20 protein-coding genes are annotated in these 23,680 nt (G+C 39.1%); all 20 read left to right on the top strand.

From position 1 onward, the window contains the following. The first annotated feature begins 33 nt into the window (after positions 1-33). The 20 genes from KS419_RS22495 to dapA all read left to right on the top strand — a co-directional run bounded on the left by KS419_RS22495 (position 34) and on the right by dapA (position 23,030). Positions 34-4,332 (top strand): PolC-type DNA polymerase III, encoded by a 4,299-nt coding sequence (locus tag KS419_RS22495; RefSeq protein WP_217069141.1) that lies wholly within the window; start codon positions 34-36, stop codon positions 4,330-4,332. A gap of 471 nt (positions 4,333-4,803) precedes the next feature. Continuing rightward, entirely contained in the window at positions 4,804-5,274 is a 471-nt protein-coding gene (gene rimP / locus KS419_RS22490) for a ribosome maturation factor RimP (protein WP_217069140.1), read from the top strand. A 25-nt stretch (positions 5,275-5,299) separates the two neighbouring features. Next, entirely contained in the window at positions 5,300-6,424 is a 1,125-nt protein-coding gene (gene nusA / locus KS419_RS22485) for a transcription termination factor NusA (RefSeq protein WP_217069139.1), read from the top strand. A 16-nt stretch (positions 6,425-6,440) separates the two neighbouring features. Continuing rightward, complete coding sequence (gene rnpM / locus KS419_RS22480) at positions 6,441-6,710, top strand: RNase P modulator RnpM (protein WP_217069137.1); 270 nt, start codon at positions 6,441-6,443, stop codon at positions 6,708-6,710. Position 6,711: 1 nt separating this feature from the next. Next, positions 6,712-7,014: a YlxQ family RNA-binding protein gene (locus KS419_RS22475; RefSeq protein ID WP_217069135.1), complete on the top strand. Its 303-nt coding sequence runs from the start codon at positions 6,712-6,714 to the stop codon at positions 7,012-7,014. A gap of 62 nt (positions 7,015-7,076) precedes the next feature. Continuing rightward, positions 7,077-9,209, top strand: coding sequence for a translation initiation factor IF-2 (gene infB, locus KS419_RS22470; RefSeq protein WP_217069133.1), 2,133 nt, complete (start codon positions 7,077-7,079; stop codon positions 9,207-9,209). Then, positions 9,206-9,487, top strand: coding sequence for a DUF503 domain-containing protein (locus tag KS419_RS22465; RefSeq protein ID WP_217069131.1), 282 nt, complete (start codon positions 9,206-9,208; stop codon positions 9,485-9,487). Before infB ends, KS419_RS22465 begins: the two co-directional genes overlap by 4 nt. A gap of 34 nt (positions 9,488-9,521) precedes the next feature. After that, positions 9,522-9,869, top strand: coding sequence for a 30S ribosome-binding factor RbfA (rbfA, locus tag KS419_RS22460; RefSeq protein ID WP_217069129.1), 348 nt, complete (start codon positions 9,522-9,524; stop codon positions 9,867-9,869). 328 nt (positions 9,870-10,197) lie between these two features. Continuing rightward, a complete protein-coding gene (truB, locus tag KS419_RS22455) occupies positions 10,198-11,109 on the top strand; it encodes a tRNA pseudouridine(55) synthase TruB (protein ID WP_217069127.1) in 912 nt (303 codons plus the stop codon). Positions 11,110-11,144: 35 nt separating this feature from the next. Beyond that, positions 11,145-12,083, top strand: a complete 939-nt coding sequence (gene ribF, locus KS419_RS22450) for a riboflavin biosynthesis protein RibF (RefSeq protein WP_217069125.1) — start codon at positions 11,145-11,147, stop codon at positions 12,081-12,083. Positions 12,084-12,222: 139 nt separating this feature from the next. Further along, positions 12,223-12,492 (top strand): 30S ribosomal protein S15, encoded by a 270-nt coding sequence (rpsO, locus tag KS419_RS22445; RefSeq protein WP_217069123.1) that lies wholly within the window; start codon positions 12,223-12,225, stop codon positions 12,490-12,492. Between the two features lie 358 nt (positions 12,493-12,850). After that, complete coding sequence (locus KS419_RS22440; protein ID WP_217069120.1) at positions 12,851-14,950, top strand: polyribonucleotide nucleotidyltransferase; 2,100 nt, start codon at positions 12,851-12,853, stop codon at positions 14,948-14,950. A 207-nt stretch (positions 14,951-15,157) separates the two neighbouring features. Further along, complete coding sequence (locus KS419_RS22435) at positions 15,158-16,129, top strand: polysaccharide deacetylase family protein (protein ID WP_217069118.1); 972 nt, start codon at positions 15,158-15,160, stop codon at positions 16,127-16,129. A gap of 40 nt (positions 16,130-16,169) precedes the next feature. Further along, positions 16,170-17,414, top strand: a complete 1,245-nt coding sequence (locus tag KS419_RS22430) for a M16 family metallopeptidase (RefSeq protein WP_217069117.1) — start codon at positions 16,170-16,172, stop codon at positions 17,412-17,414. A 142-nt stretch (positions 17,415-17,556) separates the two neighbouring features. Then, positions 17,557-17,787, top strand: coding sequence for a YlmC/YmxH family sporulation protein (locus KS419_RS22425; RefSeq protein ID WP_217069115.1), 231 nt, complete (start codon positions 17,557-17,559; stop codon positions 17,785-17,787). Between the two features lie 284 nt (positions 17,788-18,071). After that, on the top strand, positions 18,072-18,959 hold the full coding sequence (gene dpaA / locus KS419_RS22420) for a dipicolinic acid synthetase subunit A (protein WP_217069113.1): 888 nt from the start codon (positions 18,072-18,074) through the stop codon (positions 18,957-18,959). A 15-nt stretch (positions 18,960-18,974) separates the two neighbouring features. After that, entirely contained in the window at positions 18,975-19,571 is a 597-nt protein-coding gene (locus tag KS419_RS22415; RefSeq protein WP_217069112.1) for a dipicolinate synthase subunit B, read from the top strand. A 253-nt stretch (positions 19,572-19,824) separates the two neighbouring features. Then, on the top strand, positions 19,825-20,874 hold the full coding sequence (gene asd, locus KS419_RS22410; protein ID WP_217069111.1) for an aspartate-semialdehyde dehydrogenase: 1,050 nt from the start codon (positions 19,825-19,827) through the stop codon (positions 20,872-20,874). A gap of 50 nt (positions 20,875-20,924) precedes the next feature. Continuing rightward, positions 20,925-22,148: an aspartate kinase gene (gene dapG, locus KS419_RS22405; RefSeq protein ID WP_217069109.1), complete on the top strand. Its 1,224-nt coding sequence runs from the start codon at positions 20,925-20,927 to the stop codon at positions 22,146-22,148. A gap of 15 nt (positions 22,149-22,163) precedes the next feature. Continuing rightward, positions 22,164-23,030, top strand: a complete 867-nt coding sequence (dapA, locus tag KS419_RS22400; protein WP_217069106.1) for a 4-hydroxy-tetrahydrodipicolinate synthase — start codon at positions 22,164-22,166, stop codon at positions 23,028-23,030. Positions 23,031-23,680 lie beyond the last annotated feature (650 nt).

Genomic DNA, 23,680 nt, shown 5'->3' with positions numbered 1-23,680 from the left:
AACCTTCTGGTTTTTAAAAGGGGAGGAACCGACATGAACGAAGATCAAATTCGCCGCGAGAGATTTCAACTACTACTAGAGCAAGTAATCATGCCGGATGATATTAAAAAATACTTAAACGGAGGAAAAATAGAACGACTTGAGGTTTTTCAAACCCAAAAAAAGTGGTGCTTTTCTATATCCTTACCAGAAGTTCTTCCGTATCATGTTTTTGAAGTGTTTCAAAGTAAAATCATAAATGGTCTTGAACATATTGCTTCTGTTGAAGTGGTTTTATCTTATGAGCAGGAAGTGGAATTATCGAAACATATACCAACCTATTGGCCGTATTTCGTGGAACATCTCCGTTCTTCCACTAATGGTCTTATTCGAAGGCTCCAAGAACAAACTCCTTTTTTAGAGGGGAAAAAGATGGTCATCGCTGTGATGAACGAAACAGAAGCGGAGATGATCCAACGACGAGTTCAGGAACCACTCCAAGACATCTTTCAGCAAGTTGGCTTTGGAAGACTCCATCTAGAAACAGTTGTAAAGGAGTCAAAGGAAGCGATCGAGAAATTTGTGGAACAAAAGAGAGAAGAAGATCACTCTAAAGTTATCGAAGCTATGATCGAGAAACAAAAAAAGGCAGAAAGTGCAAAAGAAACGGGAACTGTTACTTCCATTTCGGTTGGAACGGTCATTAATGATAACGATATTAAACAAATTAATAAAATTGTAGAAGAGGAACGGAGATTTGCGATTCAAGGATTTATCTTTTGGGCGGAAACAAGAGAGTTAAAAAGTGGAAGGACGTTACTTACATTCAAAATAACCGACTACACCGATTCCCTATTAATAAAAATGTTCTCAGGTGGAAAAGAGGATGAGCAATTATTCAGTTTAATCAAAAAAGGGATTTGGGTAAAAGTACGAGGTGATATTCAATACGATACGTACGTTCGTGATTTAACGATGATGGCAAGGGATATCCAACAAATAACGCCAAATCAGAAATTGGACCGGGCACCAGAAGGGGAAAAAAGGATTGAGTTTCACCTTCATACTCCAATGAGTCAAATGGATGCGGTCACTTCTGTATCAAAGTATGTGGATCAGGCAAAGAAATGGGGGCATGAAGCAATTGCTGTAACGGATCATGCAGTTTTGCAATCATTTCCAGAAGCTTACTCTGCAGGAAAGAAAAATGGTATTAAAATTTTATATGGTGTAGAAGCCAATCTAGTTAATGATGGTGTTCCTATTGCCTACAATGAGGCAAATCGCAGTTTACTAGAAGATACTTATATTGTATTTGACGTGGAAACAACCGGGTTGTCTGCTGTTTATAATACGATCATTGAATTAGCAGCGGTAAAAGTCAACAATGGTGAAATAATCGATCGTTTTGAATCATTTGCAAATCCCCATGAAAAGCTGTCTCCATTAATTATTGAGTTGACAGGTATCACCGATGACATGGTCAAAGATGCTCCGGAAATTAATGATGTAATAAAGGATTTTCATGAATGGATCGGTGATGATATTCTTGTAGCGCACAATGCCAGTTTCGATATGGGTTTCATTAATGCAGCCTTCCAAAAGATAGGGCTAGAAAAGGCAAGCAATCCTGTTATTGATACATTAGAATTGGGAAGATTTTTATATCCCACATTCAAAAATTATAGACTAAATACTCTTTGTAAAAAGTTTAACATTGAATTAGTAGCTCATCACCGCGCTATCTATGATGCGGAAGCGACAGGACATTTACTTTGGAAAATGGTAAAGGATGCGACTGAAAAGGGAATTGTAAAGCATTATGAACTGAATCAGCAGTCCTCTCCAGAGGATTATAAAAAACAACGGCCAAATCATTGCATTATCTTAGCAAAAACAAAAGAAGGTTTAAAGAATCTTTATAAATTAGTATCTTTTTCACATATTGACTATTTTCACCGTGTTCCACGAATTCCAAAATCTGTCTTATCCAAGTACCGCGATGGATTGATAGTCGGTTCTGGGTGTGATAACGGAGAAGTTTTTGATGCTATGATGCAAAAGTCCCCTGATGAAGTAGAGGAAGTTGCAAAGTTTTATGATTATTTAGAGGTGCAACCCCCTTCCAATTATCAGCACTTAATTGAGAGAGAAGTTATTAGAGATGAATTGGCGTTAAAAGATGTCTTAAAGAACATTATAGATTTAGGGGATAAACTTGGTAAAAAAGTTATTGCAACAGGGAATGTTCATTACTTGAACGAAGAAGATTATATTTATCGTAAAATATTGATAGGTTCTCAGGGAGGCGCCAATCCATTAAACCGAACTACTCTCCCTAAGGTCCACTTTCGTACTACGGATGAAATGCTTGAATGTTTTCGTTTTCTGCCGGAAGAAAAGGCAAAGGAAATTGTCGTCACTAATACAAAGCATCTATCAGACCAAATTGATGAAATCAAACCGATTCCTGACGATCTGTATACACCGAAAATCGAAGGTGCAGATGAAGAAATGCGGGAAATGAGTTATGGACGAGCAAAGAGTATTTATGGAGAAGATTTACCAAAACTGGTGGAAGACCGATTAGAAAAAGAGTTAAACAGTATCATCAGTAATGGATTCTCTGTTATTTACTTAATTTCTCAGAAACTTGTAAAAAAATCGTTAGATGATGGTTACCTAGTAGGGTCACGGGGGTCAGTAGGTTCCAGTTTTGTGGCGACAATGACTGAAATTACAGAAGTTAATCCACTTCCTCCACACTATGTTTGTCCGTCTTGCCATCATTCCATTTTCTTTGATGATGGTTCTGTAGGCTCAGGTTTTGACCTGCCAGATAAAGAATGTGAAAAGTGTGGATCAAAATATAAAAAAGATGGGCAAGATATCCCATTTGAAACGTTCTTAGGATTTAAAGGGGATAAGGTACCGGATATTGATTTGAATTTTTCAGGAGAATATCAGCCAACCGCTCATAATTATACGAAAGAATTGTTTGGTGAAGAATTTGTATACCGTGCAGGAACGATAGGAACGGTTGCTGAAAAAACGGCCTACGGTTATGTAAAGGGATATGAAGATGATAACCAGCTTCAATTAAGAGGAGCGGAAATTGACAGATTAGTTGCTGGATGTACCGGCGTGAAACGTACAACTGGTCAGCACCCTGGTGGAATCATTGTTGTGCCAGATTATCTAGAGATATATGATTTCACACCGATTCAATTCCCGGCTGATGACAGAGAGTCTGAATGGAAAACAACGCATTATGACTTCCATTCTATTCATGATAACTTATTAAAACTTGATATTCTCGGACACGATGACCCAACTGTAATTAGGATGCTCCAAGATTTGAGCGGAATGGATCCAAAAGATATTCCAGTTGATGATCCGGAAGTTTTTAAGTTATTTGGAGGGACTGAATCATTAGGGGTTACTGAGGAACAAATTATGTGTAAGACGGGAACTTATGGTATTCCTGAATTTGGTACTAGATTCGTTCGTCAAATGCTAGAGGAAACAAAACCAAATACGTTTAGTGAATTAGTACAGATCTCTGGGTTGTCTCATGGGACAGATGTTTGGCTAAATAATGCAGCGGAACTGATATCGAATGGAACGTGTGTATTAAAAGATGTTATCGGGTGCCGGGATGATATTATGGTCTATCTGATTTATAAAGGGTTAGAGCCATCCCTTGCTTTTAAAATTATGGAGTTTGTACGAAAGGGGAAAGGTCTGCAGGAAGAATGGATTGAAGAAATGAAGAAACATAAGGTGCCAGATTGGTATATTGGATCCTGCTTAAAGATCAAATATATGTTCCCGAAAGCCCACGCCGCGGCTTATGTATTAATGGCTGTTCGGATTGCGTACTTCAAAGTCTATCATCCAATTCTCTTTTACGCAGCTTATTTCACTGTAAGGGCTGATGATTTTGATTTAGATACGATGGTAAGAGGTTCCGCCTCTATTCGAAAAAGAATTGAGGAAATCTATTCAAGGGGCTTAGATGCCACACCAAAAGAAAAAAGTTTAGTAACAGTACTTGAATTAGCATTAGAGATGTGTGAACGGGGATTATCCTTTCAAAAAGTGGATTTATATCGCTCCTCTGCCACAGAGTTCATCGTGGAAGGGGATACGTTAATTCCACCGTTTAATGCTTTGACTGGGGTAGGAACAAATGCTGCCATTAACATTGTGAAAGCAAGGAAGGAGCGGGAATTCCTTTCTAAGGAAGATTTGCGTGAAAGAAGTAAGATCACCAAGACAGTGTTAGAGAACCTGGATGATCACGGATGTCTCGAGGCGTTACCGGATTCGAATCAGTTATCGTTGTTTTAAATTACAAACCAGGTGCCTATCGCTTTTCGACTGTCTAGCTCTAGGCACCATCGGCTCGAGACTCTTCAATCCTTCTCAGAAGTCAAAGAACGACTTCTGACGAAGGCTTTCCAGTGCTTTTCGCCGATAACCAGGTGCCTATCGCTTTTCGATTGTCTAGCTCCAGGCACCATCGGCTCGAGACACTTCAATCCTTCTCAGAAGTCAAAGAACGACTTCTGACGAAGGCTCTCCAGTGCTTTTCGCCGATAACCAGGTGCCTATCGCTTTTCGTGTTTATTTGCAAGGTTAGTTGGTTTATGATATAGTAAGATGGAAATACTGGAAAATAGCGACGTCAGCAAAGAGTGGGTTGAACCCACTCTTTCTTTTGCACTTAAATAAGGTAAGCAAATAAATAGATGATCGTAAAGGTTTTAGGGAATACTAATACTATACATATTGAACACAGTGTTTCGAGGAGGGAAAAACGTGTCAGGGAACGTACGAGAAATAACTGAAACCATACTTACTCCCATCTTAACTGAACTATCTCTTGAATTAGTAGATGTGGAGTTTAAGAAGGAAGGAAAAAATTGGTTCCTTCGAGTATATATCGATAAAGAAAATGGTGTGGATTTAGATGATTGTTCTGCAGTAAGTGAACGCCTAAGTGAATCACTGGATAAAAATGATCCGATAGAGCAGGCGTATTACCTGGAAGTTTCGTCTCCCGGAGCAGAACGGCCATTGAAGAAGGATCGGGACTTTGAACGGGCAGTGGGGAAGAATGTCCATGTTTCTACCTTTGCACCAATCAATGATGAAAAAGTGTTCGAAGGAAAACTTATAGATTTTAATGGTGAAACATTAACTATAGAAATGATAATCAAGACGAGAAAAAAGACCATTGAAATACCTTATGACAAAGTAGCTAAAGCCAGGTTAGCAGTTACTTTTTAATATCTGAAAGGGGGAAAAGGGATTCATGAATAGTGAATTTATGGATGCTTTAACAAGCATTGAAAAAGAAAAAGGTATTGATAAAGAAATTATTTTAGAAGCCATAGAACAGGCATTGATCACAGGTTATAAAAGGAACTTCAATTCAGCACAAAACGTAAGAGTGGATATTAACCGTGACAATGGGAGCATTCGTGTTTTTGCCAGAAAAGAAGTGGTGGAGGAAGTATTTGATTCCCGTTTGGAGATTTCTCTAGAAGCAGCAAAAAACATTAATCCCCAATATGATGTGGATGATGTCGTTGAAATCGAAGTCACTCCAAGGGACTTTGGAAGAATTGCTGCTCAAACAGCAAAGCAAGTGGTAACTCAACGTGTACGGGAAGCGGAAAGGGGAATTATTTATTCGGATTTTATCGATCGGGAAGAAGATATAATGACTGGTATTGTTCAGCGTCAAGACCACCGATTTATCTATGTGGATCTTGGTCGTGTGGAAGCATTGATGCCATTAAGTGAACAAATGCCGAATGAAACATACCGCCACAATGATCGAATTAAAGCATTTATTACAAAGGTGGAAAAAACAACTAAAGGTCCACAGATTATGATTTCAAGAACTCATCCTGGACTTTTAAAACGATTATTTGAATTGGAAGTACCAGAAATTTTTGATGGAACAGTTGAAATAAAATCCGTATCCCGAGAAGCGGGGGATCGTTCAAAAATAGCAGTTCATGCAGAGGATTCAGAAGTTGATCCGGTAGGTTCGTGTGTAGGTCCTAAAGGACAGCGTGTCCAAACTATTGTTAATGAATTAAAAGGGGAAAAAATTGATATTGTTCGTTGGTCTGAAGATCCAAAAGTCTACGTTGCTAACGCACTTAGCCCATCCAAAGTTTTAAAGGTAACGGTTAATGAGGAAGAGAAAATGACCCAGGTTGTCGTTCCTGACTACCAATTATCTTTAGCTATTGGAAAACGGGGACAGAATGCGAGACTAGCAGCGAAACTAACCGGATGGAAAATTGACATAAAAAGCCAAACCGATGCAGAAGAACTAGGGTTATATAACCCTAACGAAGAATATGATAATGAAATTGAAATGGATTCCGAAAAAGAGTTTCTAGAAACTGAGAATCAAGATTAAATAGGGTGTGGTTATAATGGCGGGGAAAAAAAAGTCACCACTTCGCAAGTGCATTGTGACAAATGAAATGAAGCCAAAAAAAGAATTAATTCGTGTTGTCCGTACACCTGAGGGCGACGTTTTAATTGATCATACTTCTAAGAAATCCGGAAGAGGAGCCTATATTTCTGCAAATGTGGAAGTGATCTCAGATGCAAAGAAGAAAAATGTCTTTGCTAGGCACTTAAAAGTGAAAGTCCCTGAAGAAATTTACGACCAACTTCTTGAAGAGGTGGAAAAGGGATAAAATGACGAATTCTCAATGGCTGAATATGTTAGGCTTAGTATATCGTGCAAGAAAAATGGTTACAGGTGAAGAACTGGTCGTTAAGGCGATTCAAAAGAACCATGTTTCATTAGTTCTCATTTCAGAGGATGCCTCTGATAACACTAAGAAAAAAGTTTTAAATAAGTGTGATTACTATAATATTCCTTGTTTTGTAAAGGGTGATCGGACTTCTTTGGGACGGGCGATTGGTAAAAGTGAGAGAGTTGTTTTAGGTATTGAAGATAGTGGATTTGCAGCAAAAATAAGGTCTTTAATTGAATAACTTCGTGATGTATCCATCCAAACTAAATAGGAGTGGGCGTGACGGAAGCGGGAGGTAAGTATATGAAAAAAATGCGTATATATGAATATGCTAAAGAGAAAAACGTAACAAGTAAAGAGGTCATTGATCGATTAACAGAAATGGGGATAGAAGTAACTAATCATATGAGTGTAATTACAGAGAACATCATCAGACAACTAGACGCAAAAACAAACAATCAAACGAAAGAGAAGAAAACAGAGGATAAACCGAAGCGAGAGGGAAATGGTAACGGACAACAACAACAGTCTAAGCCTAAGGGAAATCAAAAGGAAAAGAAAGCCCCGCAAACTCAAGATCGTAATCAGAATGGGAAATCTAAAGACAATAAAAAGAAAAATAAACGAAATCAACCACCTGCCCAACAGCAACAGCAACAGGAACAAAAGCCTGTAGAGAAAGAATCTCCAACTAAAATCTTGTACACACCACCAATTACGGTTGGGGGATTTGCCGATAAAATTAACAAAGAACCTTCTGAAATTATTAAGAAATTAATGTTTTTAGGGGTGATGGCTACAATAAATCAGGAACTGGACAAGGATGCTATTGAACTCTTAGGTGAAGAGTTTGGAATCGAAGTGGAAGAAGAAATCGTCGTTGATGAAACAGAATTTGAAAACTTCAAAGAAGAGGATGATCCAGCCTCTCTTCAGGAAAGACCACCGGTTGTAACCATCATGGGACACGTTGACCATGGTAAAACAACATTATTAGATAGCATTCGTCATACAAAAGTAACTGCTGGTGAAGCTGGAGGAATAACTCAGCATATTGGTGCATACCAAGTAGAAGAAAATGGTAAAAAAATAACTTTCTTGGATACACCAGGTCACGCTGCCTTTACAACAATGAGGGCAAGGGGTGCACAGGTTACTGATATTACCATCCTCGTTGTTGCAGCAGATGATGGTGTAATGCCACAAACGGTTGAAGCCATTAATCATGCAAAAGCAGCGAATGTTCCAATTATCGTTGCTGTCAACAAAATTGATAAGGAAGCCGCAAATCCTGATCGGGTAATGCAAGAATTAACAGAGCACGGTCTTGTTTCCGAAGCATGGGGTGGAGAAACAATTTTCGTTAATGTGTCGGCAATTAATGGAACAGGAATTGATGAACTTCTTGAAATGATCCTATTAGTGTCAGAAGTCGCTGAATTGAAAGCGAATCCCGATAAAGTGGCTAGTGGTACGGTTGTGGAAGCAGAACTTGATAAAGGGCGCGGACCAGTGGCAACGTTATTAGTTCAAGCAGGAACTCTCCATGTGGGTGATTCCATTGTGGTTGGGAACACATTTGGTCGTGTTCGAGCTATGGTTAATGATATTGGCCGTCGTGTGAAAGTGGCTGCTCCTTCTACACCAGTGGAAATTACTGGATTAAACTCTGTACCACAAGCAGGGGATCAGTTCCTTGTTTTCCAAGACGAGAAAAAGGCACGACAAATTGGTGAAACTAGGGCAATGAAGCAACGGGAAGCGGATCGTAGAGAAACATCACGAGTTAGTCTTGATGATCTTTTTGAACAAATTCAGCAAGGAGAAATCAAAGAGATTAATGTAATTGTAAAAGCTGATGTTCAAGGCTCTGTGGAAGCGATGCGTGGGTCTTTAGAAAAAATTGAAGTAGAAGGTGTTAAGGTTAACATTATCCATACAGGAGTCGGAGCGATTGCTGAATCGGACATTATTTTAGCCAGTGCATCCAATGCCATCGTTATTGGGTTTAATGTCCGCCCAGATGTGAATGCTAAGCGTACGGCGGATGCGGAAAAAGTAGATATCCGATTACACCGTGTTATTTACAATGCAATTGATGAAGTGGAATCTGCCATGAAAGGAATGCTGGACCCTGAGTATCGGGAAAAAGTAATTGGCCAGGCAGAAGTAAGACAGACGTTTAAAGTTTCGAAGATAGGGACGATTGCAGGATCATATGTTACGGATGGAAAAATCACGCGTGACTCTACTGTCCGATTGATTCGAGACGGAGTTGTTATCTTTGAAGGGGAAGTTGATGCCTTAAAACGTTTTAAAGATGATGTAAAAGAAGTTGCGCAAAATTATGAGTGTGGAATTACCCTCGAGAACTTCAATGATGTTAAAGAAGGAGATATTATTGAAGCGTATATTATGGAGGAAATTAAGCGTTGATTATAGGTACAATGATCGTGGAGGGGATTGTGTTTGATGCACAGTCCCTTAAAGACAAACGATCCGTTTTAAAAAGTATCGGTACGCGAGTGAGGCAAAAATATAATGTCTCCATCATTGAATCTAATCATCAGGATGTTTGGCAACGGACGGAATGGACAATGGTTTGTGTTGGAACATCAAAGTTACAGGTTGAAAAAGAACTGAAAAGAGCGTTTACTATCATCGATAATCATTCTGATTTGGAAGTGACAGGTGTCACTTGGGAGTGGTTATAGAGGATAGATCTATTCATCGATAGGGGTGTTGTATATGAGTAATGTTCGCGCCAATCGTGTGGGGGAACAAATAAAAAAAGAACTAACTGATATTATTCAACGGGAAATAAAAGACCCACGTATCGGCTTTATAACTGTAACTGCTGTGGAAGTGACAGGTGACTTACAACAGGCTACTGCATTTATTACAGTATACGGTGAAGAAGACCAGCGATCTAAAACTCTTGAAGGCTTAAGAAAAGCGAAGGGATTTGTTCGTTCTGAAATAGGCAAACGAATTCAGCTCCGTAAAACACCCGAATTGGAGTTTAAATTTGACGAGAGCATCGAGCGAGGCAACCGTATTGAAGAATTGCTAAGAAAATTAAATGACGATAAATAGCTCTGAAGAGGCTGGGACATAACTAAAGTGTTTAATCGAAAATCCGAACAACATACAATCATAGCAAGGAAGTAGACGCTCGTTCCTGCGGGATGAAAGGCAGGGGTGAGACCCCACAGTGCGTATGCACGAGGAGGCTCACCAGCCGCCCGCGGCAAAGAAGACACCGTGACTGCGAACGAAGTGAAGCAAGAACGGATGTCGCACTTGTGCCTGTGGTAAAAGCGAAGTATATTTCCGTAGCTAATGATTGCTTGGATTTTTCATTGATTAAAACACTTTTGTCCCAGCCTCTTTTGAGTATACATATTAAAGTAGGTGAGCTGATTTGAGTGAGGTAACAGGTGTTTTACTGTTGTGGAAACCTCGGGGAATGACATCGTTTGCAGCCGTTCAAGAAGTGAAGAAAATTTTTAAAACAAAAAAGGCCGGTCATACCGGCACCTTGGATCCAGATGTGGATGGGGTCCTTCCTGTCTGTTTTGGAAGGGCAACTAAAATTGTGGAATACTTAACTGCTGACAGTAAGACATATGTGGGAGAAGTAACTCTTGGAACATCCACTACGACAGAAGATGCCTCAGGTGAGGTTATTTCAGAGAAAAAAGTGACAAATGTAATCACCGAAGAGGAAGTAGAAGAGGTCTTTTCTCAACTCACAGGGGAGATTACTCAAATACCCCCTATGTTTTCTGCTGTGAAAGTGAATGGGAAACGATTATATGAATATGCTCGAGAGGGAATAACTGTTGAACGTCCACAGCGGCAAGTAACTATTTACGGCCTTACCCTTGAATCAAAAGTAATTAAAAAAGAAAATGGACAAGTGAGTTTTCGGTTTCAAGTGCATTGCAGCAAAGGAACGTATGTTCGAACTTTATCCGTGACAATTGGAGAAATGCTCGGTTACCCGGCACATATGTCTGACTTAACTCGAACTATTTCTGGAAGGTTTATGAAGGATCAATGTGTTACATTGAACCAATTAAAGGATATGTCAGTAAATGAGTTGGCTGGATGTTTAGTTTCAATTGAAGAATCCCTCTCCAATTATCCGAAAACAGTAGTGGATGAATCAACAGAAAATAAAATTATGAATGGAGCTATACTACCCCAATTAATAGACGAATCCCCTGTTGCTCTGTATAATCAACAAGGGGAATGTTTAGCATTATATCAAACACACCCCAAGCGGATTGGGATGATGAAACCGGCTAAAATGCTAAAAACAAACCATTAATTCCATGAATTGTAGGGTAGATAGAGGTGGCATAATTGAAAACAATACGAATAAAACATCCCCATGCCAAAATTGACTTTCCGGAAATGGTTATCGCATTAGGATTTTTTGATGGGGTCCATAAAGGGCATAAGGAAGTTATTTTAACTGCAAAAAAAGAAGCGATGAAGCGCCAATTGAAATGTGGAGTAATGACATTTTTTCCACATCCAAAGGAAGTCCTTCGAAAGGAAAAAAAAGTTAATTACTTAACTTCTTTAAATAAAAAGGAAGAATTAATGTTTCAGTTAGAAATTGATTATTTGATCATCATCGAATTTAATGAAGATTTTTCGGATCTGAATCCACAACAGTTTGTGGATCGTTATTTAATTGATTTTAATATTAAACATGTTGTCGCAGGATTCGACTATTCCTATGGAAGATTAGGGAAAGGGACGATGGAAACTTTACCGTTTCATTCCAGGAACAAACTAACCTACACCATCGTGGGAAAGGTGGAGGAAAATGGTGAAAAAATCAGTTCCACTAGTATCAGGAAAGCACTTTCCGTTGGAAACTTGGATAAGGTTACAAATTTTTTAGGCAGGTACTACGAAACAGATGGAGTTGTTGTGGAAGGAGAACAAAGGGGAAGGCAAATTGGTTTCCCAACAGCAAATATTGCCTCTACAAATCAGACATTCATTCCAGATAATGGTGTTTATATTGTTAAAATCCAAATAAACAATCAATGGTTACCAGCGGTTTGTAATGTTGGCTACAAACCAACCTTTCATGATAAAAATAAAATGGACCTGACAATAGAAGTCCACATTTTAAACTATTCTAAAGACATATATGGTCAAAAAGTGAAGATCCAGTGGATTCAAAAGATGAGAAATGAAGTAAAGTTTGAAAGTGTTAACGATTTAGTAAACCAATTGAAAAAAGATGTCTTTAATGCGAAGTATTTCTTTCAAACTTCGGAGTAAAAATATCTTTTTACAAGTAAGACTTGAAATAATGTTAAAAAACAGGTATGATAACTATTGTTCAACAACCATTGCTCGGCGTAACGAATCACCAACGTTCGCTTGGCACATGGGGATTTTAATGAAGGAGGTGGATCGGATGGCATTAACACAAGAACGTAAAAATGAGATCATTCAAGAGTACAAAACTCATGAAAGTGATACTGGGTCTCCAGAAGTTCAAGTAGCTATCCTAACGGAGCAAATTAATACACTTAACGATCACTTACGTACACATAAGAAGGATCACCACTCACGTCGTGGTCTTTTGAAAATGGTAGGTCAACGTCGTAACCTGCTTACGTATCTACGTAATAAAGATGTTACTCGTTACCGTCAGCTCATCGATCGTTTAGGACTACGTCGATAATTAAGGAAAAGCGGGAGAAATCCCGCTTTTTTCTGATTCTAAATTTGTTGTAATGTCGTATTACATCTAGTTACTGTGTATTAGAATAATACTATAACTAACTGTTACTCGGCATTGCCGGGTTTCTTTTTGTGGAAAACCAAGCTGTAAAGTGACAAATCATAGGTAACCTAACGGGAAGTATTTCATCTTCTACTATTTTTTGTTATGATAAATGTTAGGGTACAAAATGGAACAACTTTCCTTCCGTTAAATGAAATTTTTCCAAAATTCTAATGACAACATGTTTAGTACATAAAATTAAGCCAACAATGATTATAATAAGAAAAGATTAAAAGGACGAGAGGGGTACTCGTAAATGAAACAAGAAAAACAATCATTTTCAATGGAGTGGGCCGGTCGAACATTGACATTTGAAGTCGGTCAATTGGCGAAACAGGCTAATGGAGCAGTTTTAGTCCGCTATGGTGATACAGCGGTTTTATCTACAGCAACAGCTTCGAAAGAACCAAAAGATTTACCATTTTTCCCTTTAACTGTGAACTACGAAGAACGTCTTTATGCTGCCGGGAAAATTCCTGGGGGGTTCATTAAGCGGGAAGGACGACCAAGCGATCACGCTGTATTGACAAGCCGTTTAATTGACCGTCCAATTCGTCCACTTTTCCCTGACGGATTCAGAAATGATGTACAAGTAATCAGTATTGTCATGAGTAATGATCAGGATGCCACTTCTGAAATGGCGGCAATGGTAGGTTCATCCCTTGCCCTATCCATATCAGATATTCCTTTCTCTGGACCAATTGCAGGGGTGACAGTAGGGAGAATCAATGGAGAATTTATGATTAATCCTACACCGAGTCAGTTAGATCAAAGTGATGTCAACCTTGTTGTTGCAGGAACAAAGGATGCAATCAACATGGTGGAAGCTGGTGCAGAGGAAGTAACGGAAGAAACAATCCTTGAAGCGATCATGTACGGTCATGAAGAAATTAAGAAAATAATTGCTTTCCAAGAGGAAGTTGTTGCCAAAGTTGGCAAGGAAAAAATGGAAGTGAAATTAAAGCAAGTTGATCCTGACCTTGAAGCAGAACTACGTGGAAAAGTAATGGACGAATTAAAGACGGCTGCTTTAGTGGAAGAAAAACATGCAAGAGATGCTGCTGTTAAAGAAGTAATTGACCGTGTTGTGGAAGAGTATGTGACAGAAGAAGAGGATCGTTCTTCTGAAGCGAAAGAAGTTATGGACAAGCTCTTTAAAGAAACGGTTCGTGTTTTAATTACAAAGGATAAAATTCGCCCTGATGGAAGAAAGCCTGATGAGATCCGTCAGTTAGCATCTGAAGTAGATGTTCTGCCTAGAACTCACGGTTCTGGACTGTTTACCCGTGGTCAAACACAAGCACTCAGTATTTGTACATTAGGTGCATTAGGAGATGTTCAGATCTTAGATGGGCTTGGTATTGAAGAGTCAAAAAGATTCATGCATCATTATAATTTCCCACTCTTTAGTGTCGGTGAAACTGGACCAATCCGTGGTCCTGGCCGCCGTGAGATCGGACATGGTGCCCTAGGGGAAAGAGCATTAGAACAGGTTATTCCTTCAGAGAATGATTTCCCTTACACTATTCGTCTAGTATCTGAAGTTTTGGAGTCAAATGGCTCCACTTCCCAAGCCAGTATTTGTGCTAGTACACTTGCAATGATGGCAGCAGGAGTTCCAATTAAAGCACCAGTTGCAGGAATTGCAATGGGACTGGTAAAACACGAAGAGGACGTGACGGTACTTACAGACATCCAAGGAATGGAAGATGCCCTTGGTGATATGGACTTTAAAGTCGCCGGTACTTCGAAGGGGATAACAGCAATTCAAATGGATATAAAGATTGCTGGAATAAATCAGGAAATCTTAGAACAAGCATTGGCACAAGCTAAAGATGGGCGCTTAAAGATTTTAGAGAGCATGCTATCAGCAATTCCGGAGCATCGAAAAGAATTAAGTCAATATGCTCCTAAGATCCTCACAATGAAAATCAACCCAGATAAAATCCGTGACGTTATTGGACCTAGCGGGAAAATGATTAACCAAATCATTGAAGATACTGGTGTTAAGATTGATATTGAACAAGATGGAACAGTTTATATTGGCTCCACAGAGCAAGAGATGAACTTAAAAGCTAAACAAATCATCGAAGATATTATTCGTGAAGTGGAAGTGGGACAAACCTACTTAGGGAAAGTAAAGCGGATTGAGAAGTTTGGTTGTTTTGTGGAATTATTTAAAGGGAAAGATGGTCTTGTACACATTTCACAGCTTGCTAAGGAACGCGTGAATAAGGTGGAGGATGTGGTTTCCATTGGTGATGAAATAATGGTAAAAGTCACTGAGATCGATAACCAAGGCCGTGTAAATCTTTCAAGAAAAGCATTGTTACCGGAAGAAAATAGTAGCCGATAAGACTGGGATCTTCCCAGTCTTTTTAAAATTTTTCCTAGTTTCAGGTATCTAGTGGATGCTTGGCACTTCGGAAGTACCAAGCGAAGTCAAAGAGGTTTTGTACATATATGAATAGGTATCATCCAAGTTGTGTCTTTACAGAAAAGCCTATAGACGTTCTACCTTGTCCATCCTTTGCATATTTTTATTGATGAGGGGGGACAGTGGATGATAAAGAAATTTGTACTTCAATTTACGACGTTTCTATTCATTTTAATCTTATCGTTTTCAAGTATTCAAAATCCGATTACGACTGGATATCTTTATGAGTTGCAGGATCATGCAAAGACAGTAATGAGTGAGCAGGATCCTTTGTATTTAGAAATAATGGCGAAACAAAGTAATTATGAAATGGAAGCACAGGATGCTCATATTCATAAAGTGTGGAAGGCAATACCTGGATATAATGGGTTATCCGTTGATATAGAAAGTTCTTATAATAATATGTCCCAATTAGGGGAATTTCAAGAAGAGAGACTGGTGTTTAATCAAATTCCTCCCAATATCACTTTAAAGGATCTTCCCCCTGCACCAATTTACAGGGGACATCCTGATAAACCGATGGTTTCTCTTATGGTCAATGTGGCATGGGGGAATGAGTTTCTTCCTGATATATTAAAGGTAATGAAAGAACATAATGTTAAATCAACTTTTTTCTTAGATGGTTCATGGGTGAAAAATAATCCAAATCTTGCTAAGATGATTGTAGAAGAAGGTCATGAAATTGGGAATCATGCATATTCCCACCCTGATATGAAAAGTCTTTCACGGGATAGAATAGTGGAAGAGTTAGAGAAAACCAATCACATAATTGAAGCCACATTAGATCACACCCCAGAATGGTTTGCACCACCAAGCGGAAGTTTTCGCCAGGAAGTGGTAGACACGGCAAGGGAACTTGGAATGTACACCGTTCTGTGGACCGTTGATACGGTGGATTGGAGAAAACCGGAGCCAAACGCCATGGCTAATCGTATTGTACAAGAGGTTGATGGGGGTTCTCTTGTTTTAATGCATCCCACATCTTCTACGTTAGATGGACTAGAACCCATGATTGAAGGAATTAAAAAGAGGGGATATATATTAGGGACAGTTAGTGACGTATTAAGTGAGACCCGGGTTACAACAACGAATGAATAGTTATTTGTTCAGATTTTGACAGATGCATAGGAGGATACCAGTGATAAAACGCTTTGTAGGAAAAAATGGATTACGTGTTGTCTTTGAACCGAATCATAATGTCCGTTCTGTGGCAATTGGCATTTGGATTGGTACAGGATCACGATTTGAATCAAAACAGGAAAATGGAGTTTCCCACTTTCTTGAGCATATGTTTTTTAAAGGAACCAAATCCAGGTCAGCCCAGCAGATTGCAGAATCATTTGACTCCATTGGAGGCCATGTGAATGCATTTACTTCAAAAGAGTACACTTGTTATTATGCAAAAGTCCTGGATAGTCATGCAGAACATGCGGTGGATGTATTGGCGGATATGTATTTCCACTCCACTTTTGATAAAAATGAATTGGATAAGGAAAGGGGAGTTGTGTTAGAAGAGATAAAAATGTATGAAGATACTCCTGATGATATCGTCCATGATTTATTAAGTAAAGCAAGTTACGGAGAGCATCCCCTAGGTTATCCGATCTTAGGGACGGAAGAGACGTTATCCCAATTCTCACCTGAATCACTCTTCGAATATATGGATCAATACTATCACGCAGATAATGTGGTAATCTCCATTTGTGGGAATGTGGATGAATCCTTTGTGAAGTATGTGGAGGATGTGTTTTCGCCAATGAAAAAAGGGCCAGAAAAAACGAAGCCCTTTGAAAAACCTTTGTTTAATTCGGACCGAATTGCACGAAAAAAAGAGATCGAGCAGGCACATTTATGTATAGGTTATGAAGGATTTCCCCTTCATGATGAACAAATCTACAATCTTGTGCTTTTAAATAATACTTTAGGTGGGAGTATGAGCAGCCGATTGTTTCAAGAAGTTCGTGAAAAAAGGGGATTAGCCTATTCCGTTTTCTCATATCACTCTGCTTTTCATGATACGGGGATGTTAACCATTTATGCTGGGACTGCTCAAAAACATTTAGATGAATTGTTCGAGATCTTAATGAATACAGTGAAAGATGTTCAGGAAACAGGTTTGACGGAAAAAGAATTGGAAAACGGGAAGGAACAACTAAAAGGGAGCCTTATGCTAGGGCTTGAAAGTACAAACAGCAGAATGAGTAGAAACGGGAAAAATGAGTTGTTACTGGGACGACATCGTACATTAGATGAAATTATTGAAGCCATTGATAATGTGACGATGGACAAAGTCGCTGAAACGACGGAACAGATTTTTTCAAAAGACTTCTCTTTAACACTCATCAGCCCAAATGGTAAGCTGCCGAATGGTGTTTTATCCTAACTGTACCAGAGGTAAACTATAATGAAATCGCAAGGTCAGACTCGGTTATAAACTAATCATAAAAAATGTATGCCCCCTATTGTGAAGGGGGGCATGTTTTTTTTTTTTGATCATACGATGATAGTAATGAGGAGGGATAACGATGAGATTAAGTGAGATAAGTAATAAAGAAATTATTGATTATGAAAAGGGAGAACGCTTAGGAGTATTGGGACAGACTGATTTAATTATAGATGAGAAAACTGGTCAGATTGAAGCATTTGTTATTCCCACTTTAAAATGGTTTGGAATGGGGAAACGGGATAAAGAAGTGACTGTTTACTGGAATCAGATCAAGAAGATCGGAACGGATATGATTATTATCGAGGTTTAGGATTTTAAGTATTACATTTTAGGGAGAAAAATGGAAAGGGACTTGGAACATTGGGAATATAATTGGAACCAATCGGTTTTGCTGCTGGGAGGATTTACATCTTCCTGGTTTTTTTCATTTACGGTAAGATTTCCTGATATTTCTCCCTTCTTATCTGCTCTATTGAAAAAAAAGATGTCCACGTTTCACACGATAAGAGGGAGTAACATACTATGTCATGAGTTACACATCGCAAGCAGTGGTCCCCTTTAAATAAAATGAATCTCAAGAAAGGGGAGAGATCGTTGTTAACAGATATGCATATTGCCATTATTGGCGGAGATGCAAGACAGCTAGAGGTTATTCGTAAATTATCAGAATTGGATGGGAAAGTCTCGCTTATAGGGTTCGACCAATTAGATGATGGATTTGCTGGTGCTAGTAAACATTCGTTTCATTCTGTCGATCCTAAAACCATTGATGGGATTATTTTACCCGTTAGTGGCATGTCTGAGGAGGGAGAAATTGAATCTATTTTTTCCGGTGAAAAAATCACGTTACCAGAAGAATGGCTAAAGGAAATTCCGGCCGGCACGGTCATTTACACTGGTATCTCTACAGCCTTCCTAAAGAAATTAGCAATGGATCATGATTGTAAGCTCGTGGAATTAGTGGAGAGAGATGATGTTGCTATATATAATTCCATACCAACAGCAGAAGGAACTGTCATGCTAGTTATACAAAACACAGACATTACTATTCATAATGCAAATGTAATCGTAACTGGATTTGGCAGATTAGGGATGACAGTAGCCAGGACGTTTAGAAATCTTGGAGCGAAAGTGGAAGTAGTTGCAAATGAACCAGAATTAAGGGCAAGGGCCTTTGAGAACAACTTAACAGCATATCCTGTCCAAGAACTGGAACAAAAAGTAAAACATGCAGACATTGTTATAAACACTATTCCGGCAAAAATACTGTCCGTCAATGTTTTAGCGAAGATGATGCCACATACACTTGTGGTTGATTTAGCATCCAAACCAGGGGGAACTGATTTCCGTTATGCGGAAAAAAGAGGTATAAAAGCTTTATTAGCCTTAGGTTTACCAGGGATAGTCGCTCCAAAAACAGCTGGAAAAATAATAGCCAGTGTTGTAACAGATTTATTACAGGAGCAATGGGAAACAAAATAAAGGAGGAACCGATTGATGTCACTGAAGGGGAAACATATTGGGTTTGGTTTAACAGGCTCACATTGTACGTATGATGAGGTGCTTCCTGTAATGCAGGAATTAGTGGATGCTGGTGCCCGTGTTACTCCATTTGTTAGTTATACTGTACAAAACACAGACTCCAAGTTTGGGAATGCACAAGATTGGTTAGATAAGATTCAAGCCATCACTGACGAGCCACTTGTCAATACGATCCCAAAGGCAGAGCCGTTTGGTCCTCAAACACCATTGGATTGCATGGTCATTGCACCACTAACTGGAGGTTCAACCAGTAAATTTGCTAATGCCCTTACGGATTCGCCAGTACTAATGGGGGCAAAAGCAACCTTAAGAACGGGTAAACCTGTTGTATTAGGTATATCTACAAATGATGCACTTGGCTTAAATGGGGTTAACATTATGAAATTAATGTCAACGAAAAACATTTACTTTGTTCCATTCGGTCAAGACCACCCATATAAAAAGCCAAATTCTCTAGTTGCAGATATGTCAAAAATCCCTCAAACCATAGAGGCAGCAATAAACCATCAACAATTGCAACCAGTTTTAATTGAAAGATATAAAGAAGAATAGTGAAAAAATCAGTAACTGTTGTTAAAATAGATAAGAGGGTAAGAATTTAACTCTTGCTATGTATCCTTACTCGTAGTTAAGGGCCTTCCTTAACTACGTTATGTTTTTGTGGGATTATTGAAAAGCTAGTACTCCTCTTATGGAATTCTGGATTTTTTTGAAGCTCAATCATCTTTTCAATAGATTTAGAAACATGGCAGGAAAGCTAAAAACTATACCAAGATCTGTAATTATGGAAAGGAGATTATTCATAATGAGTAAAGCAGGATATCGAGTAGCTGTTTTAGGTGCAACAGGAGCAGTGGGACAACAAATGTTAAAAACACTTGAGCGTTTAGAATTTCCAGTAGAATCTTTATTACCTTTATCATCGAAACGTTCCGCAGGGAAAAAAGTGATGTTTAAAGGGGAAGAGCTTACAGTACAGGAAGCAACTCCAGATTCATTTGAGGGTATTGAGCTGGCTTTATTTAGTGCAGGAGGGTCTGTGTCAAAGGCAATGGCACCTGAGGCAGTAAAGCGAGGTGCGATTGTAGTGGACAACACGAGTGCATTTCGGATGGATAAAGATGTTCCACTTGTGGTTCCGGAAGTTAATGAAGGGGACTTGCATGATCATCAAGGAATTATCGCAAATCCCAATTGTTCCACGATCCAAATGGTAGTTGCCTTAGAACCAATTAGGAAGGCATATGGTTTGAATAAAATTGTTGTTAGTACGTATCAAGCGGTTTCAGGAGCAGGAGCAGAAGCTGTGGATGAAATGTATCAGCAATCGGGTCAAGTTTTAAATAACGAAGAAGTAAAGCCGGAAATTTTGCCTGTTGGTGGGGACAAGAAGCATTATCAAATTGCATATAACGCTGTTCCACAAATTGATCTCTTCCAGGAGAATGGTTATACATTTGAGGAAATGAAGATGATTAATGAGACAAAAAAAATCATGCATGATGATGAATTACATGTTGCAGCAACATGCGTTCGTTTACCAGTGGAAACAGGTCATTCTGAATCAGTATACATTGAAGTGGAACAAGAAGGTGTTTCTGTCTCTGAACTGAAAGAACTACTTCAAGGGGCTCCAGGAGTAACCCTTCAAGATGATCCGCAAGAGCAAGTATATCCGATGGCGGTGGATGCAGCAGGAAAAGATGATGTTTTTGTTGGCCGCATACGTCATGATCTAGATAATACTAAAGGTTTTCACCTTTGGGTTGTCGCGGATAACCTGTTAAAAGGTGCTGCTCTTAATTCTGTTCAGATTGCTTTCTCATTAGAAAAACTAGGGCTTTTAGGTAAGTAATTAATACCTTAGACACATATAAAATAATGGGTATGAGGTGAAAATAAAAAATGAATATTGTTGTGCAAAAATTTGGTGGGACATCCGTAAAAAATGAGGAAGCCCGTGACAAAGCTACGGAACATGTATTGAATGCACTAAAAGAAGGGTATAAAGTGGTTGTGGTTGTATCTGCAATGGGAAGAGTAGGGGACCCCTATGCAACGGATACCCTGTTAAACCTTGTAGGTGGTGTGGACAGTCATGTTTCGAAGCGGGAGCTTGACTTACTGGCATCATGTGGAGAAACCATTTCATCTGTTGTATTTTCCAATTTACTAAGACAAAAAGGAGTTAATTCCTTAGCCATAACAGGTGCTCAGGCTGGTTTTAGGACCAATGAGGATTATACAAATGCGAAAATAATGGAAATGAAAGTATCCGGATTGAAGGCATTACTTCAAGAACATGATGTTATTGTGGTAACGGGATTTCAGGGGGAAACTCCGAAGGGCACTACCGCAACTCTCGGAAGGGGAGGAAGCGATACGTCTGCTACCGCCTTAGGAGCAGCTCTAGAGGCTAATGTGGTGGATATCTTTACGGATGTTGCAGGAGTGATGACTGCAGACCCTCGTATTGTGGAATCCGCCAAACCACTATCAGTGGTGACATATAATGAAATTTGTAATATGGCTTATCAAGGGGCAAAGGTTATTCATCCTAGGGCTGTTGAAGTGGCCATGCAGGCAAAAGTGCCAATTCGAATCAGATCAACTTATTCCGACTCCCCGGGGACACTCATAACATCTAGTACGAGTAAGTCAGTGGGAAGAGATGTCGTTGAGCGTCATGTAACAGGTATTGCCCACGTCCAAAACGTAACACAAATAAAGGTTGCTGCAAATGAAGGGGAATTTGATTTACAGTCTAAAGTTTTTAAAGCGATGGCGAATGCGGGAATTTCTGTAGATTTCATTAATATTCATCCAATGGGAGTAGCCTATACCGTTAGTGATCATGTGGCGGATAAAGCAGAAGAGATTCTACGGGAAATGGGATTAGACCCCCAAGTCCTTAAACATTGTGCAAAGGTTTCTGCAGTTGGTGCAGGTATGACAGGAGTTCCTGGTGTTACTGCAAGGATTGTGGAGGCTTTGACAAGTAAAAACATCCAGATATTACAATCCGCCGACTCCCATACAACCATTTGGGTGTTAGTGAAAGATAATGATATGGTTGATGCTGTTAACGCTCTCCATGAGATGTTTTTACTTGAGAAAGAAGATGAGTAAAAGGAGTGCATTAACATGAATTTCGGTCGAGTTATCACCGCAATGGTCACACCATTTGATTCCAAAGGAAATATAGATTTTCAAAAAACATCCAAGTTGATTGAGTTTTTAATCAAAAATGGTTCAGACGGGATCGTCGTGGCAGGAACAACGGGGGAGTCGCCTACACTCTCCAATGAAGAGAAGATGGCATTATTTGAGCATTCAGTAAAAGTTGTGGACGGAAGAATCCCTGTACTAGCAGGAACTGGTTCAAACAATACTTACGCCTCTGTAGAATTAACGAGAAAAGCTGAGGAAATTGGTGTCGATGGGATTATGTTAGTGGCACCATATTACAATAGACCATCTCAAGAAGGTCTTTACGAACATTTCAAGACAATCGCAGAAAAAACTTCTCTCCCAGTGATGCTATATAATGTTCCAGGGCGAACATCTGTTAATATGGAATCGGAAACCATTATAGCCTTATCAAAAGTGAAGAATATTGTTGCGGTCAAAGAGGCTAGCGAACAAATTGATCAAATGACAAAGATTTTGGCTAATACACCTGATGATTTCCTTTTATACTCAGGGGATGACTCATTAACACTTCCAGTCTTAGCCATAGGTGGAGCAGGTGTTGTGTCTGTAGCAAGCCATGTATTAGGAAATGAGATTCAAGAAATGGTAACTACTTTTATAGAAGGTAATGTGGTGGAAGCGGCAAAACTTCATCAGAAATTATCCCCAAAAATGAAAGGGTTGTTTATTGCACCAAATCCAGTCCCTGTAAAAACAGCACTTCAATTTTACGGATTGGATGTGGGGGGAGTTCGATTACCCCTTGTTCGATTAACTCCAGACCAAAGACACCAGCTTTCAATCATTTTAGAAAAATAATTTATAAAAAGAGAAGCTGGGACAAAAGTGTTTTAATCAATGAAAAATCCGAACGAAATGATAATTGATTCAATTATTAGCTGCGGAAATATACTTCGCTTTCGTTGTGTATTGTTCGGATTTTCAATTAAAACACTTTAGTTATGTCCCAGCCTCTTTCTATTTGGATTTTAATCATTATTTTCTAGCACTCTTAACCGTTTTTCCGTTCCTGACTGGAATATAGAGACTTTCTAGGAATTCTTTTCTTGTTTTTCCAAATTTACATACGTTATACTACGAGTGAATCACTTTTCATTAGGAAATAAAGGAATAATTTCTTACTGCCTTTAAAACATAGGCTATGTTTAAGGCTAATGTTGATTTTTTAAAAGGATGATTTTTAGCGAAATTCGCGACACTCCTGCGGGAAAAGCGAGTTCAGGGGAGACCCCGCAAGGTGCGAAAGCAGCGAGGAGGCTCCCGAACCGCCCGCGGAAAGGGAGTGAATTTCGCAAAAATCAACATTGAACGATAACAAAGCCAAAACATAAACGTTTTTACAATAAATGATTATGAAAGAACCAGAATTAACATACAGGAGGTGTAACTCCTGGTGGCTATCATCTATCCTATAAAAATGATTATTAAGATAAATAAGAGTTTTGTTT

The organism is Evansella tamaricis (assembly GCF_019042215.1).
In the GTDB taxonomy this organism is placed as follows: Bacteria; Bacillota; Bacilli; order Bacillales; family Salisediminibacteriaceae; genus Evansella; species Evansella tamaricis.
This window is presented reverse-complemented; position numbering and strand designations above follow the sequence as displayed.

Bases quoted from the DNA above. Each gene is read 5' to 3' on its own strand.
- nusA (WP_217069139.1), top strand. From the start codon at position 5,300: ATGAATAGTGAATTTATGGATGCTTTAACAAGCATTGAAAAAGAAAAA.
- KS419_RS22425 (WP_217069115.1), top strand. From the start codon at position 17,557: ATGAGATTAAGTGAGATAAGTAATAAAGAAATTATTGATTATGAAAAG.
- KS419_RS22495 (WP_217069141.1), top strand. From the start codon at position 34: ATGAACGAAGATCAAATTCGCCGCGAGAGATTTCAACTACTACTAGAG.
- asd (WP_217069111.1), top strand. From the start codon at position 19,825: ATGAGTAAAGCAGGATATCGAGTAGCTGTTTTAGGTGCAACAGGAGCA.
- KS419_RS22415 (WP_217069112.1), top strand. From the start codon at position 18,975: ATGTCACTGAAGGGGAAACATATTGGGTTTGGTTTAACAGGCTCACAT.
- KS419_RS22475 (WP_217069135.1), top strand. From the start codon at position 6,712: ATGACGAATTCTCAATGGCTGAATATGTTAGGCTTAGTATATCGTGCA.
- dapA (WP_217069106.1), top strand. From the start codon at position 22,164: ATGAATTTCGGTCGAGTTATCACCGCAATGGTCACACCATTTGATTCC.
- dapG (WP_217069109.1), top strand. From the start codon at position 20,925: ATGAATATTGTTGTGCAAAAATTTGGTGGGACATCCGTAAAAAATGAG.
- KS419_RS22435 (WP_217069118.1), top strand. From the start codon at position 15,158: ATGATAAAGAAATTTGTACTTCAATTTACGACGTTTCTATTCATTTTA.
- rbfA (WP_217069129.1), top strand. From the start codon at position 9,522: ATGAGTAATGTTCGCGCCAATCGTGTGGGGGAACAAATAAAAAAAGAA.
- rnpM (WP_217069137.1), top strand. From the start codon at position 6,441: ATGGCGGGGAAAAAAAAGTCACCACTTCGCAAGTGCATTGTGACAAAT.
- rpsO (WP_217069123.1), top strand. From the start codon at position 12,223: ATGGCATTAACACAAGAACGTAAAAATGAGATCATTCAAGAGTACAAA.
- infB (WP_217069133.1), top strand. From the start codon at position 7,077: ATGAAAAAAATGCGTATATATGAATATGCTAAAGAGAAAAACGTAACA.
- KS419_RS22440 (WP_217069120.1), top strand. From the start codon at position 12,851: ATGAAACAAGAAAAACAATCATTTTCAATGGAGTGGGCCGGTCGAACA.